The sequence below is a fragment of the Nostoc sp. FACHB-110 genome, assembly GCF_014697425.1.
Classification (GTDB): domain Bacteria; phylum Cyanobacteriota; class Cyanobacteriia; order Cyanobacteriales; family Nostocaceae; genus Nostoc_B.
This window is the reverse complement of record NZ_JACJRU010000001.1, coordinates 163,092-175,617: the sequence shown is the minus strand read 5'-3', so window position 1 is coordinate 175,617 and position 12,526 is coordinate 163,092. Positions and strand designations below refer to the sequence as shown.

Here is a 12,526-nt window from a genome sequence, read left to right as displayed (position 1 = left end):
TGAAGGATGAAATGAGAATCTGGGGAAATTAAATTTCGGGGTCGGCTAGGCGAGTAGTTGGGCGACTTTGATACAAATCTTGAATAACTTGTACAGCAGAAACTAGGGCTACTAAGGCGATAACAGCAACAGGTAATAAACCTTTGCCAATAATCGCAATTGCTATTAACACAAGTGCGCCACTGAAGCGATACAAAGAACGAATTTTACAATAGCGGATGACTCCATATCTATGCAGGATGGCAACAGCAAAGGAGCATAATGCTACTGAACCACAAATTAACCATCGTTGGCTATCTGGTAAAGCTACAGTGGGCGGACTTAACAAAATTTGTTCCACACCAACCCCTGTAGCTGCAATCCCAATGACTAATGGCAAATGGGTATATAGCCAGATATTGACAGTTCCTACTTTTCCCTCTTTCCGCGCTGTTTCGATGGGTGTACCACCTAGATTATCGAAATAAACCCACCACCAACAAAAAGCAATAGCTAAACCAAAAATGGCGGAAAGTACAGTTAATACATCCCATTTTTGCTGAGAAACACCGTTGACTACAGCAATAATCGCCTCTCCCAAAACAATAATCGTGAACAGCCCAAACCGTTCTGGTAAATGAGACGCGTGTGGAAGTAAACCGACTTGAAACTTGCGTGCAGTTAATGGTGTCGCAAAATCAATGATGATTCCCAATCCCCAGAGTATAAATCGCCAGGGAACGGGAAAAATTGCCGAGATGAGCCATATAATAGATGCGATCGCAAAACCAATGGCGTAGCGAGTTGTCAAAGGACGCGCTGACGGAATATGTATACCTGCGCGGATATATTCTACTACCAGCACAGCGCGACCAAGGGCATAAGCTAAAGCAAAGCCAGGAGAACTTTCGCCTAAGCCGTGGTGAATATTTACAGCCATAGCCGCAGCCGTTAACATTTGTACGCCAACCAACAGGCGATGTACTATGTCATCGTTATCAAAACGGTTGGCATAAAAAGTAGTGCCAATCCATGACCACCAAATAGGAATAAATAAAACGACAAATCCCAGTAATCCTGATAAAGAGATATCTTCTTTGAGATTGTGGGCTACTTGCGAGACGGCAACCACAAACACCAAATCATAAAACAGTTCTAGCCAAGTAGCGCGTCTTTCTTCTTCGGTGTCTTCACCAATGCGTAATCTTGGCGGTTGGAGAAAATTGTTCATAAAGCTAATGGCAAATTGCTTATTGTTTTCTACCATTAGCAGTAAGTAATTGACTATCTATAGTAGTAAATAAACTATAGGAATCCGGTTTGATTTAGGAATTTACTTATGTAGTCAGGGAGTAGGGAATAGGAAAAAAGACTTTTCTGTGTGTACTGATTTTTTGCAAAAATCAAATATTAGTCCTATATTAACATTTTACTGAGCTTTTGTACGTGCTTGCCTGACCATTGCAATTAAAGTTTGGTGAGCATCTTCTGAGTCTTTTAAAATATGATCAAAGACAACACGTACTGGTTGAGATTCCCCATTCACTTCGGCGGATAAATTCATCCCTTCAGCATCTATAGAAAGCATTTTGGCAGATGCTACATCTTTGATTTCAGCAAAAACCCGTGCATATAGTAATACAGCATCAGCATGATCTTCATTCATGTGATTACAGATGCGATCGCTAATTTTCGCAGAAAGCTGATCCGACATGGGGCAAACATTTAAAACAACACCCTAAATTGTAGAATGACTGAAAAAGAATTGCTTAAGTGGATTCCTCCGCAAGGTCAAGGGTGTTTTCTCGAAAATCGTTACAATAAATTTAAATTTGTCAAGTATTTTTTACCTTTAATTGCGGAATCTCGAGAGCTTAGACTGTAGCAGAAATACTAAATAGGATTATTCTAGCCAAGAGCAGATGAGCGAAACTAGCCAACGCCGAATAGTTATTGGGGATGTACATGGACATTATGAAGGCTTAATGACACTGTTAGAGGCGATCGCCCCAACCTCAGCAGATCAGATATATTTTTTGGGAGACTTAATTGATCGTGGCCCACACAGTTGCCATGTAGTAAATTTTGTCCAACAGAACAATTATTCCTGTCTGCTAGGAAACCATGAGCAGATGTTATTGAGTATTTTCACACAAAACAACGTCCCAGCACAAGCCTTGCAAGCGTGGCTGTACAGTGGTGGACAAGCAACCCTCAGCAGTTACGAACAGTCTACTATTCGTCAAGACCATATAGAATGGCTTGAGACTTTACCCACATATTTAGATTTAGGGGATATTTGGTTAACTCATGCAGGATTAGACCCTGCTTTACCCATAGCCGAACAAACTGCTGAACAGTTTTGCTGGATTAGAGATGAATTTCACAGCATAGAAAAGCCTTATTTCCCCAATAAATTAATTATTGTTGGCCATACAATTACTTTTACTTTACCAGGAGTAACCCCTGGTAAACTGGCTCAAGGAAGAGGATGGCTAGGGATAGATACTGGTGCTTATCATCCCCGTAGTGGTTGGTTAACAGGATTAGACATTACCAATAAGCTAATTTATCAAGTGAATGTCTTTCAAAATAGTTTACGCACTTTACCCTTGGCAGAAGGGGTAATTGCTATTGAACCATCCAAAATTACTGCTCGCCGCCAACAGCAGCGAGCATAGTTATTGTTGTCACTTTGCTTTGCGTAATTAACAATTAAAGTAATGGTCGGATATCTGCCCGATAAGCAGACTCATCCAATCCAGCCCGCGCGCTGCTAGGTTGAGTGTTGATCGCGCGTTTGAGATTAGTGATGCGATCGCTAGTTGCTGGATGGGTACTCAAGAAAGTCGGCCCGGAGCCACTCTTGAGTAATTTTTGCATAAAAGAAACCATAGCAGACTGGGCATAACCCGTTCTTGTTAAAGTTCTTAATCCTCTTCTATCAGCGTCAAATTCATCTTGACGGCTGCGAGGACGGTTAAGTGCTAAGTCTACACCAATGGCTACAGCTTGATTGCGGTCTAAACCTGCGGCTGTCGCTACACCACTTGCCAAAGCCCTTTGTCGCATTTGTTTAACTAAGTGTTTACCACCAATGTGACCAATTTCATGGGCAATAACGCTGGCTAGTTCCGCTTCATTATCAGCAGTTTTCAATAAACCAGTGTGGACATAAACAAAACCACCCAAAGTGGCAAAAGCATTAACTGAGTTGTCTTCTACTACCTGGAATGTATAGGGTAGATTAGGCCTATCGCTATTAGCTGCTAAACGCTTACCAATTTCTTGTATATAACGATTCACCTCTGCATTGCGGTACAATCGAACTTCTCCACTTTGCAGTTGCTCGTTCATCTGCTTGCCCAGTTCCACTTCCTGGCGATCGGATATATTAGAAAGCTGGAGTATTTGCGCGCCTTGAAATAACAAGGGTAATAAATCTATAGCGCGTCCTGGTGTAGCTGTAGTCACGCATACACTCAAAGCCACTACCACAGAAATCACCGGATATAACCAACTACGCCGCCACCGACGATAATTTGCCACAAAATCTTTCCAAGTCATCATAAGCACTTCTGATGATAATTTCGCAAAAACAGAGAATATCAAACAAAATCCAAGACGAATTTAGATTTGCTTAAGTTGCATTTTCCACCTCAGGCTACTGAGATAATCAGCACTCGCCTGTTTGATTGCACACCGAATTTTTCAACTCGTGATAAACTGTCGCAAGGCTGCACCAACCTACCACCTTTAAGTCCGATTTCCGTGGGAAATATTGCCGTGTCCCTCATAAAACTTGTTGCTACAATCAATTACTTCGCTTGTATTTAGGAAAATTTTTATGGCTATTTTTGATTCCAAAGGTCGTTTGTTCGGCAAAATCAACATTCTTGACTTAGGTGCTGCACTTGTAATTCTCCTGGTCATCGTGGGAATTTTCTTTTTTCCCGGAACCTCTGGTTCTGTGGCGCAAGTTGGCTCAAAAACAGTCCCCATTGAAGTAGATTTGGCCGTTCGCGGTTTAAATGTCCGCGATCCCGAAAGACTATTTGACAATGGCTTCAAAAAAGGCGGAAAAACGAATGTAATCATCCGCAATCAACCTTATGGACAGATTGGAATTAAATCTGTTCAAACTTTAGACAGAACAATTTTAGCCACACAACCGGATGGTTCTGTTAAGGAAGTAAAAGATCCCAGAAGCAACAATTTCAGTACGGATATGCTTTTGACTTTAGAAGGTAAAGCTCTCGCCACCCCTGATGGCCCAGTTTTGGGTAACAGCAAAGTCAAAATTGGTATGCCGTTTGAGCTAGAAGGTTATAACTACAACTTTAATGCAACTGTGATTGATGTCAGACTGCAAAATAAATAGCAAGTGACCATTGACTATTGACCATTGACTAAAGGCAAAAACTGTTTAATTAAGCCAATGGTGACTGCTGGTAGTTCTAACTGTGGTGTTAATCCAACATCGTCTAACTTTTGAAATACTCGGATAGCGTGGGGGTTTTTCTGAGCTAGACGATGACCAATATGGGGGCCAGTAAATTGCGATTCTTGTCCCCAGATAATTGCTGTGGGAGTTGTTAACTTTTCAATATCAAGCGATAAGTCGAAACACAAGTCGCCCCGCACAAAAGATAGGGCTGCATATTCAGCATTAGGTTGCTGGGCTGATTCCAGATAAGCCTGGACAATTTCTTGATAAACGCGGTTAGGTTGAGCAAATTGGCGTTGCTCTAAAAAACTCCGAATACCTGCTTCGGTGGCTACACCTGTACTATAAAGCAAGCGGTCAATAAAAGGTATGCTGACTAACTGGGCAAAAAAGCTGCGCGAGTAATCTTCACCAAAATCAGCTAGTCCTGCGGGTGTAGTGAGAATTAAAGACTGGAATAATTCAGGATGAGCGATCGCTACTCGAATTGTCAACGCTGCAGTTAACGAAGAAGCAATCACAGTTACTGGGCCTGTACAAGTTTGCTGCAAAAATTCCCGAATCGTTGTTAGATAATCATCTATCTGGTAATTGCGGACTGGATGCTCTGATCTCCCCCAACCAATTAAGTCTGGAGCCAAAATCCGGTACTCACTGGCAAACGCTGGGTAAACCTTTGACCACTCATAAGCAGAAGAACCACCGCCAAAGCCATGCAAAAACACCAAAGATTCGGTTTGTGGGTTGGCGATCGTTTTTTCCTGCCAAGGTACACCAGCAGGCGTATAATATACCATTCTGCCTAACGATGTCATAACAGAGCGTTGCTCAAATCCTTGTGGCTGAAACATATAACAGTGAAGAAAAACTAAAGGTGGAATAAAGAGTTGAGATATGTAATTACATAGGGTGTCTGGAGAAAATCTCTGACATCCAATTTCAATAACTCACATCTGCCCAACTCAAGATACTTAAATTCGCAAATGTTGACTTTTAATATTGATATTATTAGCCAACCTACTGCTTGTTGACTTCTAGCTTCCGTCAGATTAAGCAGATGTAAAATTACTGGCTTTGGTGTAAAGATTTAGTGATTTTTTTGTCTCCTAATAGTAGTGTATTTGCCTGGAAATACTGTAGCAAAGGCATTTTATCAAGTAGTCTCCATTACTTAAACAAGTTAAGTCTCAAAGTTTTTTATGATAACCTATCAGAAAAGTCACTGAATATTTTCAACTTTACAGAATAGCCAGAATACTTAAAATTAATAGCTATTCTGCATTTAATAAAAATAGCTTTAAATATAATTACTGATCTGTTTGTTCTCTAGGTAATGGTAAGGCGGGGTGTTGTGGTAAAGCAGGCTACTCTTGAATCGGATACAGCACTAAAGTTTGCGGATTGTAAATATGTACTGGAAAATTGTGATGTTTATGTAGCCCCAGCATGGCGGGGACAGCTACAAGACACGCTCAAGACAGCTAGAACTGGTGTGCCAGTATGTGTATGTTTAAACTTAGAAGATTTAAAATGTTTTGAACCTGTAGAACGCCAGTATGAGCAATGGGGTGTAGTTTTTCAAAATTCCATTGCAATTCAACCTTCAAATCCGGCATTTCCCTCTCATTCAGGGCTAATAGTATTAATGGGTTCGCCCAAAAGCGGATTGATCGAAGCCAGTTTCTTACAACCTGTGAACTATGTTAGTGCTTATGTTACCAGTTCCCAGCGATTAGTAATGTCTGCTTACGATCGCGATCGGCAACTTTTGGGGCAAACCATCCTCCCTGGTGCTAATCTGGCTAATTCTGATTCGGCTGTGCCACCTAATACTTTATTGTCAGTCACAGCAAGTAACATCCAGTTTGTCACTTTCTGTGCGTTTGATGGGCAATTCACCATTGATGATTTTCATTTTTGTATTTAATTTTTAGCATCATCTTTTATCCTCACTTACCAAGTCTAAGCGGAGAGTAAATTCGCTTAGACTTTGCGCTTTTTGATTGGCTATTGCATATAACAAAGGATAAGTGAATAATTTAGCTAAATTTATCCGTGCCAATTTCCCTCTGGGGATGATTCTGAACCAGCTTGCAGCCAAGGCTACGGAACAAACGACTAACGCTATCCCCAGCGTGCTTCAAGCCAATCTCAAATCCAAAATCTCAAATCCACAATAGATTGACTTTATCCTGAGGCTAAACCCTGGTAAAAGATATATATTAGAAAATCTCGTAAACAAATAGGTAAAAACCGTGGCAAAGGCTTCGTACTCTTTGCAGCAACTAATCAACCAGATCCTTGACTGGTCACTTCCAGTTTTTCATGCGGGAAGTCTAAAGCAGCAAAATTTCAAGCCTTTTTCCGGGCCAGGCGGTATTCTCAGCGTTTTCACAATTGTTGTGGCGATGCTGTTGTGGAACTGGAAACTACTGTTGGCCCTTGTAGTTGGCATAGGGGTGATGCTACTAGCCTACACATCTGGGCGATGGAATTGGCGATCGCACTGGTCAGAAATGGCAAAATTTTTTAATGGCCCCTATCGTCAGTTAGTCTTAGCTGTTGCTAGCGGTGGTATTGCTACAGTTAGCACCTATATGGCAGCGACAATTTGGGTTGATTCCTCCAGTCCTTTGATTGCTGCTGGTGCAATTTTGCAAGGTTTGGGAACCCTATTAATTTTACTTTTGCTGCTGTGGCAAATTTTCAGCCGTTATACAAATCAAGATCCAGACTTATTAGATCAGTGGTTGCTCAATTTAACCGAACAAGACCCACTAAAACGCTTGCTTGCTATACGTCAATTAACTAAATTCATCTCTCGTCAGCCAGTAAATTCCTCACTCCAGCAAGAAGTCACCCAATGCTTACAAATTTTACTCACTAAAGAGGAAGAGCCGATCATTCGAGACGCAGCTTTTGAAAGTTTACAAACTTTAGACAGACTACAAAATCTACCATCTAGCACCCCTACTCCGCTCAAACCAGCCAAGTTAAAAATCAAAACCCAAAAATCTCAAGTTTTAAACTATTAATTGACTTTAGAAGTAATCTCATACTTCATTTCCGATAAAGTCTGCCGTTGCGGACTTGTACCACCGGATGATTACAGCGCCGTACTAATTGTTCATCGTGGGTAGTAACAATCACTGTTGCGCCAAAAGAATTTAACTTTTGTAGGATTTGGATAACTTGCCAGGAATTATCAGGGTCAAGGTTCCCGGTTGGTTCATCAGCTAAAAGTAATGGTGGCGTTCCCACAATTGCTCTAGCAATGCTGACTCGTTGTTGTTCCCCACCCGACAGTTGGTCAGGAAAACAGTTAGCTTTTGATAGCAAACCCACCAGTTTCAATGTCGGTTCTAAACGCCTTTGAATTTCTTTGCGCGTGTAACCTTGAGCTTGCAAAACAAATGTGACATTTTCCGCCACAGTTCTTTGGGGAATGAGTTTGTAATCTTGAAACACAATGCCGATGCGTCGCCGCAACAGTGATAAGCGATCGCCTCTTAAAGCTGTAACATTAAAACCATTGACAATCACTTCCCCCTGACTGGGCAACTCTTCACCATATAGCAATTTTAAAAGAGTTGACTTACCTGAACCACTTGGCCCTGTGATAAATAAAAATTCTTTGTGTTTAACCTCTAAATTCACCTCTAACAATCCATGACAACCATTTTCGTAGGTTTTAGTCACAGAGCGTAATTGTACAGTAGGACTATTACTACTTTGCTGCTGAGATGTAGCATCTGCGGGAAAATTTGTATCCGTCTTGCTTGGAGTTGTTACCACGGTTCTCATTTACAGAAATATATGAACTTGATGAGAGCTATAGCAATGCTAAAAACCTCAAAAATATCAGTGAAAGATTGCCTTAAAAATAAGGATTCCCAGGTAACACCCAGGAATCACAAATCCAAGAGCAAAAATTAAAATTTTTTGAAGTCTTCAGTAGTAACTACAATCTTTCTAATTAGGGAGTGGGGAGTCGTGATTTTTGATTTTTGATTTCTTTCCTATTCCCCATTCCCCTAACCCTACTCCCTAAATTGCACTTTTCTCCGTCAAGCGATAAACAAAAGCTTTGAGTGCAAACTCTGGTAAAGCTAACATCCGTCGCCAACGCCAAGGCTCTTGATACAATCGATACAACCACTCTAGGTTATTATTACCTAACCATGCAGGGGCGCGGGTTTTTGATCCTGACCAAATATCAAAACTACCACCCACACCAATCCAAATTGCATGAGGACATAAATGACGGTTTTGCGCAATCCATAATTCTTGGCGTGGTACTCCCAAACCCACCAATATCACTTGAGGCTGCAACTGCACTAGGGTTTGACGTAATTTTTCTTCTTCTTCTGGAGAATGATAGCCAGAATGAGTACCTACTACATGTAAATTAGGAGCTTGCTGTTGCCAGAAATTTGCTGATGCGGCTGCTATTCCCGGTGCGCCACCGTAAAAAAAGACTTTTGTACCTTTTTGTTTTTGCCCAAGTTCGCGCAATAATGTCTCAGCTAATTCAATTCCCGGACAACGTTGAACTTTTTGCCAAAAAAGCCACTTCAAATACAGAACTACTCCCGCACCATCGGGAATTACTAACTCGGCATCGTGAATTACCTTGGCTAAGGTACTGTTTCGCTCTGCCTGCATTGTCATTTCTGCATTGAGTGTAATGACATGAGTACCTCGGCTTTGTTGCACGCATTCTAGCAACCAGCTTGGGTAGTTACTCATGACATGAACTGGTATTCCTAATACCGAAAATACTTTAGGCGATTTAGACATAGCCTACTCTTGATTAGCCTCACACCAGATTGTCTCGAACGATAGTTTATCAAATTTTTTAATAAGTCGCCTGGGGAATTTTAGGCAAGTTTTAGTTAATAAATTACAGAGCTAAACTGTTGCCAGTTCTTTCTTTGAGAAGATGCCAGTAAATAAAGTTAGGACTGATACCGATTTTTTAATAATAAAAATTTTTTATCAGTCTAGTTACTAGTCATCTGGTAATGTTTCAGCATCATTAAACAGACGATCGCAATTTTTACCCGCGATCGCATTGTGCTGATGACACTAAGTATTTAACAAATATGAATCTGTTGTAATTCAACCAGTATACTCATAAAAAAGTAGGTTATTTTCATTAACCTCAAATTGAATCAACTCAAACAGTCTCATACAGAGTGCAGCATTTGTTCGCTACCATCCGAAACTATTGGAAGTAGCTCTCATCTGGTTGTTCCATTCGAGTTTGTTCCCCTGTCAAAATAGAAAATACAATCTAAATTTATTGAGGTGAAGTGCTTGTGCCTAAGATAAACCTATGCTGATTTCACGTTTTAAAGCTGATATCCTCCAAAAGCATGGTCACTAACCACCAGGCTTACTTAGCCAATATGTCTACATATATTTATTTTTACAAATGATTTTTAACTGCATCTGTAAATATTTTTGAATCAACTCGGTTTGACAGTTCAGTTAGTTTAATGGGCAGAAGTTGACCATGAGTAAAATCCGTATTGTTTTGATTGAAGATCATGATCTCACCCGTGTCGGAATTCGCACAGCACTACAGCAAAAAGAAGAAATTGAAGTGCTAGGAGAGGCTGCTAATGCCGCCGAAGGCCTCAAACTGCTCAAAATGTTACAACCAGATATTGCGATTGTTGATATTGGTTTACCAGATAAAGACGGTATTGCCTTGACAAGAGAAATCAAAGCTATTACTACTGGTGAAGAGGCTACAAGAGTGTTAATTTTAACACTTAGAGATAATAAAGAAGCAGTATTAGCAGCTTTCGCGGCTGGTGCTGATTCTTACTGTATGAAGGACATTAAATTTGATAATTTGCTAGAAGCCGTAAGAGTCACATACAATGGCAACGCTTGGATTGATCCCGCGATCGCCAGAATTGTGTTACAACAAGCACAACAAAATTCACCTAAACAGGAAACTGTTACATCTGATAACAAAAATACTACTCAAAACGAAGAAACTAGTGAAAATGAGGAGGTAATTGACCCTTATACCCTGACAGAAAGAGAGTTAGAAGTGTTACAGTTAATTGTCGAAGGTTGTAGCAATGCTGTTATTGCCGAACGACTATACATCACAGTTGGCACTGTCAAAACTCATGTCCGCAATATTTTGAATAAGCTATGCGCTGATGACCGCACCCAAGCAGCCGTACGTGCGTTGCGTTCTGGGTTAGTCGGATGAAGTGGTTTTGGGGTGGCATCACCCTGAAGCGAATTTCAACAAACAGCTTAACTTTGAGTAAATTTATTGCCTTCAAAGTAAGTAAATTCTCTAAATTAAGGCTGGCTGTTTAGTTGTTTGTAGATTGTATCTGGGTGGGATAAAAATTGTATTATCTCGCCACACAAGTATTGGAAATTAAAGTCAAGTATGACTGAAACAGAGGTAGAAAAGCTCAAGCTCATGATTGTTGACGATGAGCTAGATAACTTGGATTTACTCTACCGCACTTTTAGGCGAGATTTTCAAGTATTCAAAGCGAATCATGCCCTAAGTGCGTTGGAAATATTAGAGACCGAAGGGGAGATGGCAGTAATCATTTCTGACCAAAGAATGCCAGAAATGAACGGTACAGAATTTCTTAGCCGCACCGTAGAACGCTTTCCCGATACGATCAGGATTTTACTCACTGGTTTTACTGATGTTGAGGATTTAGTAGATGCGATTAACTCTGGTCAAGTTTTCAAATATATTACTAAACCTTGGAATCCTGAACGTCTGAAAATCTTAGTTGAACAAGCCACTGAAACATATCGCTTAGTTAAGAAACGCACCCAAGAATTACGCCGTTCTCTTAGAAGAGAATCATTATTTAATGAGGTAACAACCGCAATTCGGGAGTCGCTTGATTATGGCAATATGTTGCAAAAAATTGTGGCGACAATTGGGCAAACTTTTGATGCAACTTGTTGTTTATTAATCCCTGTAGAAGGAGATCGTTTAACAAAGGATAAATTTTCCTATCAAGATGCAAAATCTTCTTTAGTAAGTTCTACTTTCGATGAAAGTTTGTTTGAAAAAGTTCTGGAAACCCGTTATTACCAACTGAGTCAAGATATTTTTGATGACAAGCCCTGCAACCATTTAGTTGTACCACTGACCTACCAACAACAACTCCTGGCTGTACTGGCACTTGACCAAATGGGATGCGATAAGCCTTGGTCAGAAGAAGATATCCAATTAATTACAGGCGTTGCTGACCAAGCAGCCATAGCTCTTTTTCAGGCAAAACTTTATCAACGCTTGCAAGAAAAGCAAGAGCAAATTAGAGCCGAATTAGAAGTTGCTCGCCAAATTCAGCACAACCTTCTTCGGCAAACTTTACCAGAGATTAAAGGTGCAAGGTTACAAGCTTGTTGCTATCCTGCACGCGAAGTTGGGGGAGATTTTTTTGAGGTATTTGTTCATCCTAAAGGCGATTTATGGTTAGCGGTGGGTGATGTTTCTGGCAAAGGTGTACCTGCGGCTTTATTTATGGCTAGTGCAATTTCTGTATTGCGGCGGGAATTGTCTCAAGAAACGCCAGCAGAACCTCACATAATCATTCAAAATCTCAACCATGCTTTGTGTAATGACTTGATGAGCAACAATTGTTTCATCACTTTAGTCTTAGCTTGTTATACCCCTGCTACTCAAGAACTAGTTTATGCTAATGCTGGGCATATATATCCTCTGCTTTGGTCGCGCCAAGCCTCATCAGCCGAACAACCCAACTATCTAAAAGTACGCGGTATTCCCCTGGGGATTTTGCCTACTTGGAAAGCACAATCAGGACGTTTACTGCTTTCTTCTGGTGATACCTTACTGTTAGCTAGTGATGGGATTACTGAAGCAACAGTATCAAATGAGCTACTACAATGCGGTAACAAAGCTGATAGTAATGTGCCAGCAGTCAAGCATTCTATGCTAAATCAAGAAGGTCTTTGGCAACTTCTACAAATGGAGCCAGAACCACTTTCCTTAAACCATTTATTAGCTCGCATCCAAACCGATAACCAAGTTCAAGAAGACGATCAAACTATACTTTCATTGGAGGTTATATAAGT

The 12,526-nt window shown here is 40.6% G+C and carries 12 protein-coding genes; 6 read left to right on the top strand and 6 right to left on the bottom strand.

Going from position 1 to position 12,526, the window contains the following annotated elements; translation table 11 throughout:
• Positions 1 to 28: 28 nt before the first annotated feature.
• The gene (locus tag H6G69_RS00625; protein ID WP_190681164.1) at positions 29 to 1,210 is read right to left on the bottom strand and encodes a low temperature requirement protein A; all 1,182 of its coding nucleotides are present in this window, start codon (positions 1,208 to 1,210) and stop codon (positions 29 to 31) included.
• Between the two features lie 198 nt (positions 1,211 to 1,408).
• On the bottom strand, positions 1,409 to 1,693 hold the full coding sequence (locus H6G69_RS00620) for a DUF2470 domain-containing protein (RefSeq protein ID WP_190680520.1): 285 nt from the start codon (positions 1,691 to 1,693) through the stop codon (positions 1,409 to 1,411).
• 208 nt (positions 1,694 to 1,901) lie between these two features.
• Between H6G69_RS00620 and H6G69_RS00615 the strand changes: the two genes are divergently transcribed.
• A complete protein-coding gene (locus tag H6G69_RS00615) occupies positions 1,902 to 2,660 on the top strand; it encodes a metallophosphoesterase family protein (protein WP_190680518.1) in 759 nt (252 codons plus the stop codon).
• Between the two features lie 34 nt (positions 2,661 to 2,694).
• On the opposite strand, the gene H6G69_RS00610 is transcribed toward H6G69_RS00615, so the two are convergent.
• Positions 2,695 to 3,549 (bottom strand): M48 family metallopeptidase, encoded by an 855-nt coding sequence (locus tag H6G69_RS00610; protein ID WP_190680516.1) that lies wholly within the window; start codon positions 3,547 to 3,549, stop codon positions 2,695 to 2,697.
• Between the two features lie 277 nt (positions 3,550 to 3,826).
• Here H6G69_RS00610 and H6G69_RS00605 point away from each other — a divergent pair, with 277 nt between their 5' ends.
• Positions 3,827 to 4,360: a DUF4330 domain-containing protein gene (locus H6G69_RS00605; RefSeq protein WP_190680514.1), complete on the top strand. Its 534-nt coding sequence runs from the start codon at positions 3,827 to 3,829 to the stop codon at positions 4,358 to 4,360.
• 14 nt (positions 4,361 to 4,374) lie between these two features.
• Here the strand turns inward: H6G69_RS00605 and H6G69_RS00600 are convergent, their stop codons facing one another.
• Positions 4,375 to 5,277, bottom strand: coding sequence for an alpha/beta fold hydrolase (locus H6G69_RS00600; RefSeq protein ID WP_190680512.1), 903 nt, complete (start codon positions 5,275 to 5,277; stop codon positions 4,375 to 4,377).
• A gap of 500 nt (positions 5,278 to 5,777) precedes the next feature.
• Between H6G69_RS00600 and H6G69_RS00595 the strand changes: the two genes are divergently transcribed.
• Both H6G69_RS00595 and H6G69_RS00590 read left to right on the top strand, forming a co-directional pair.
• Complete coding sequence (locus tag H6G69_RS00595; protein ID WP_397326856.1) at positions 5,778 to 6,353, top strand: hypothetical protein; 576 nt, start codon at positions 5,778 to 5,780, stop codon at positions 6,351 to 6,353.
• Positions 6,354 to 6,681: 328 nt separating this feature from the next.
• Positions 6,682 to 7,461 (top strand): hypothetical protein, encoded by a 780-nt coding sequence (locus H6G69_RS00590; protein WP_190680509.1) that lies wholly within the window; start codon positions 6,682 to 6,684, stop codon positions 7,459 to 7,461.
• 25 nt (positions 7,462 to 7,486) lie between these two features.
• On the opposite strand, the gene ftsE is transcribed toward H6G69_RS00590, so the two are convergent.
• Both ftsE and H6G69_RS00580 read right to left on the bottom strand, forming a co-directional pair.
• Positions 7,487 to 8,230: a cell division ATP-binding protein FtsE gene (ftsE, locus tag H6G69_RS00585; RefSeq protein WP_190680507.1), complete on the bottom strand. Its 744-nt coding sequence runs from the start codon at positions 8,228 to 8,230 to the stop codon at positions 7,487 to 7,489.
• Between the two features lie 243 nt (positions 8,231 to 8,473).
• Entirely contained in the window at positions 8,474 to 9,226 is a 753-nt protein-coding gene (locus tag H6G69_RS00580) for a WecB/TagA/CpsF family glycosyltransferase (protein WP_190680505.1), read from the bottom strand.
• A 718-nt stretch (positions 9,227 to 9,944) separates the two neighbouring features.
• On the opposite strand from H6G69_RS00580, the gene H6G69_RS00575 reads away from it, so the two are divergent.
• A complete protein-coding gene (locus H6G69_RS00575; RefSeq protein WP_190680503.1) occupies positions 9,945 to 10,661 on the top strand; it encodes a response regulator transcription factor in 717 nt (238 codons plus the stop codon).
• A gap of 189 nt (positions 10,662 to 10,850) precedes the next feature.
• The gene (locus H6G69_RS00570; RefSeq protein ID WP_190680502.1) at positions 10,851 to 12,524 is read left to right on the top strand and encodes a SpoIIE family protein phosphatase; all 1,674 of its coding nucleotides are present in this window, start codon (positions 10,851 to 10,853) and stop codon (positions 12,522 to 12,524) included.
• The last annotated feature ends 2 nt before the right edge of the window (positions 12,525 to 12,526 follow it).

What these genes read in the sequence shown, in the direction of transcription:
- H6G69_RS00625 (WP_190681164.1), bottom strand. Translation starts at nt 1,210, where the DNA reads ATGAACAATTTTCTCCAACCGCCAAGATTACGCATTGGTGAAGACACC.
- H6G69_RS00575 (WP_190680503.1), top strand. Translation starts at nt 9,945, where the DNA reads ATGAGTAAAATCCGTATTGTTTTGATTGAAGATCATGATCTCACCCGT.
- ftsE (WP_190680507.1), bottom strand. Translation starts at nt 8,230, where the DNA reads ATGAGAACCGTGGTAACAACTCCAAGCAAGACGGATACAAATTTTCCC.
- H6G69_RS00580 (WP_190680505.1), bottom strand. Translation starts at nt 9,226, where the DNA reads ATGTCTAAATCGCCTAAAGTATTTTCGGTATTAGGAATACCAGTTCAT.
- H6G69_RS00610 (WP_190680516.1), bottom strand. Translation starts at nt 3,549, where the DNA reads ATGATGACTTGGAAAGATTTTGTGGCAAATTATCGTCGGTGGCGGCGT.
- H6G69_RS00600 (WP_190680512.1), bottom strand. Translation starts at nt 5,277, where the DNA reads ATGTTTCAGCCACAAGGATTTGAGCAACGCTCTGTTATGACATCGTTA.
- H6G69_RS00605 (WP_190680514.1), top strand. Translation starts at nt 3,827, where the DNA reads ATGGCTATTTTTGATTCCAAAGGTCGTTTGTTCGGCAAAATCAACATT.
- H6G69_RS00570 (WP_190680502.1), top strand. Translation starts at nt 10,851, where the DNA reads ATGACTGAAACAGAGGTAGAAAAGCTCAAGCTCATGATTGTTGACGAT.
- H6G69_RS00615 (WP_190680518.1), top strand. Translation starts at nt 1,902, where the DNA reads ATGAGCGAAACTAGCCAACGCCGAATAGTTATTGGGGATGTACATGGA.
- H6G69_RS00620 (WP_190680520.1), bottom strand. Translation starts at nt 1,693, where the DNA reads ATGTCGGATCAGCTTTCTGCGAAAATTAGCGATCGCATCTGTAATCAC.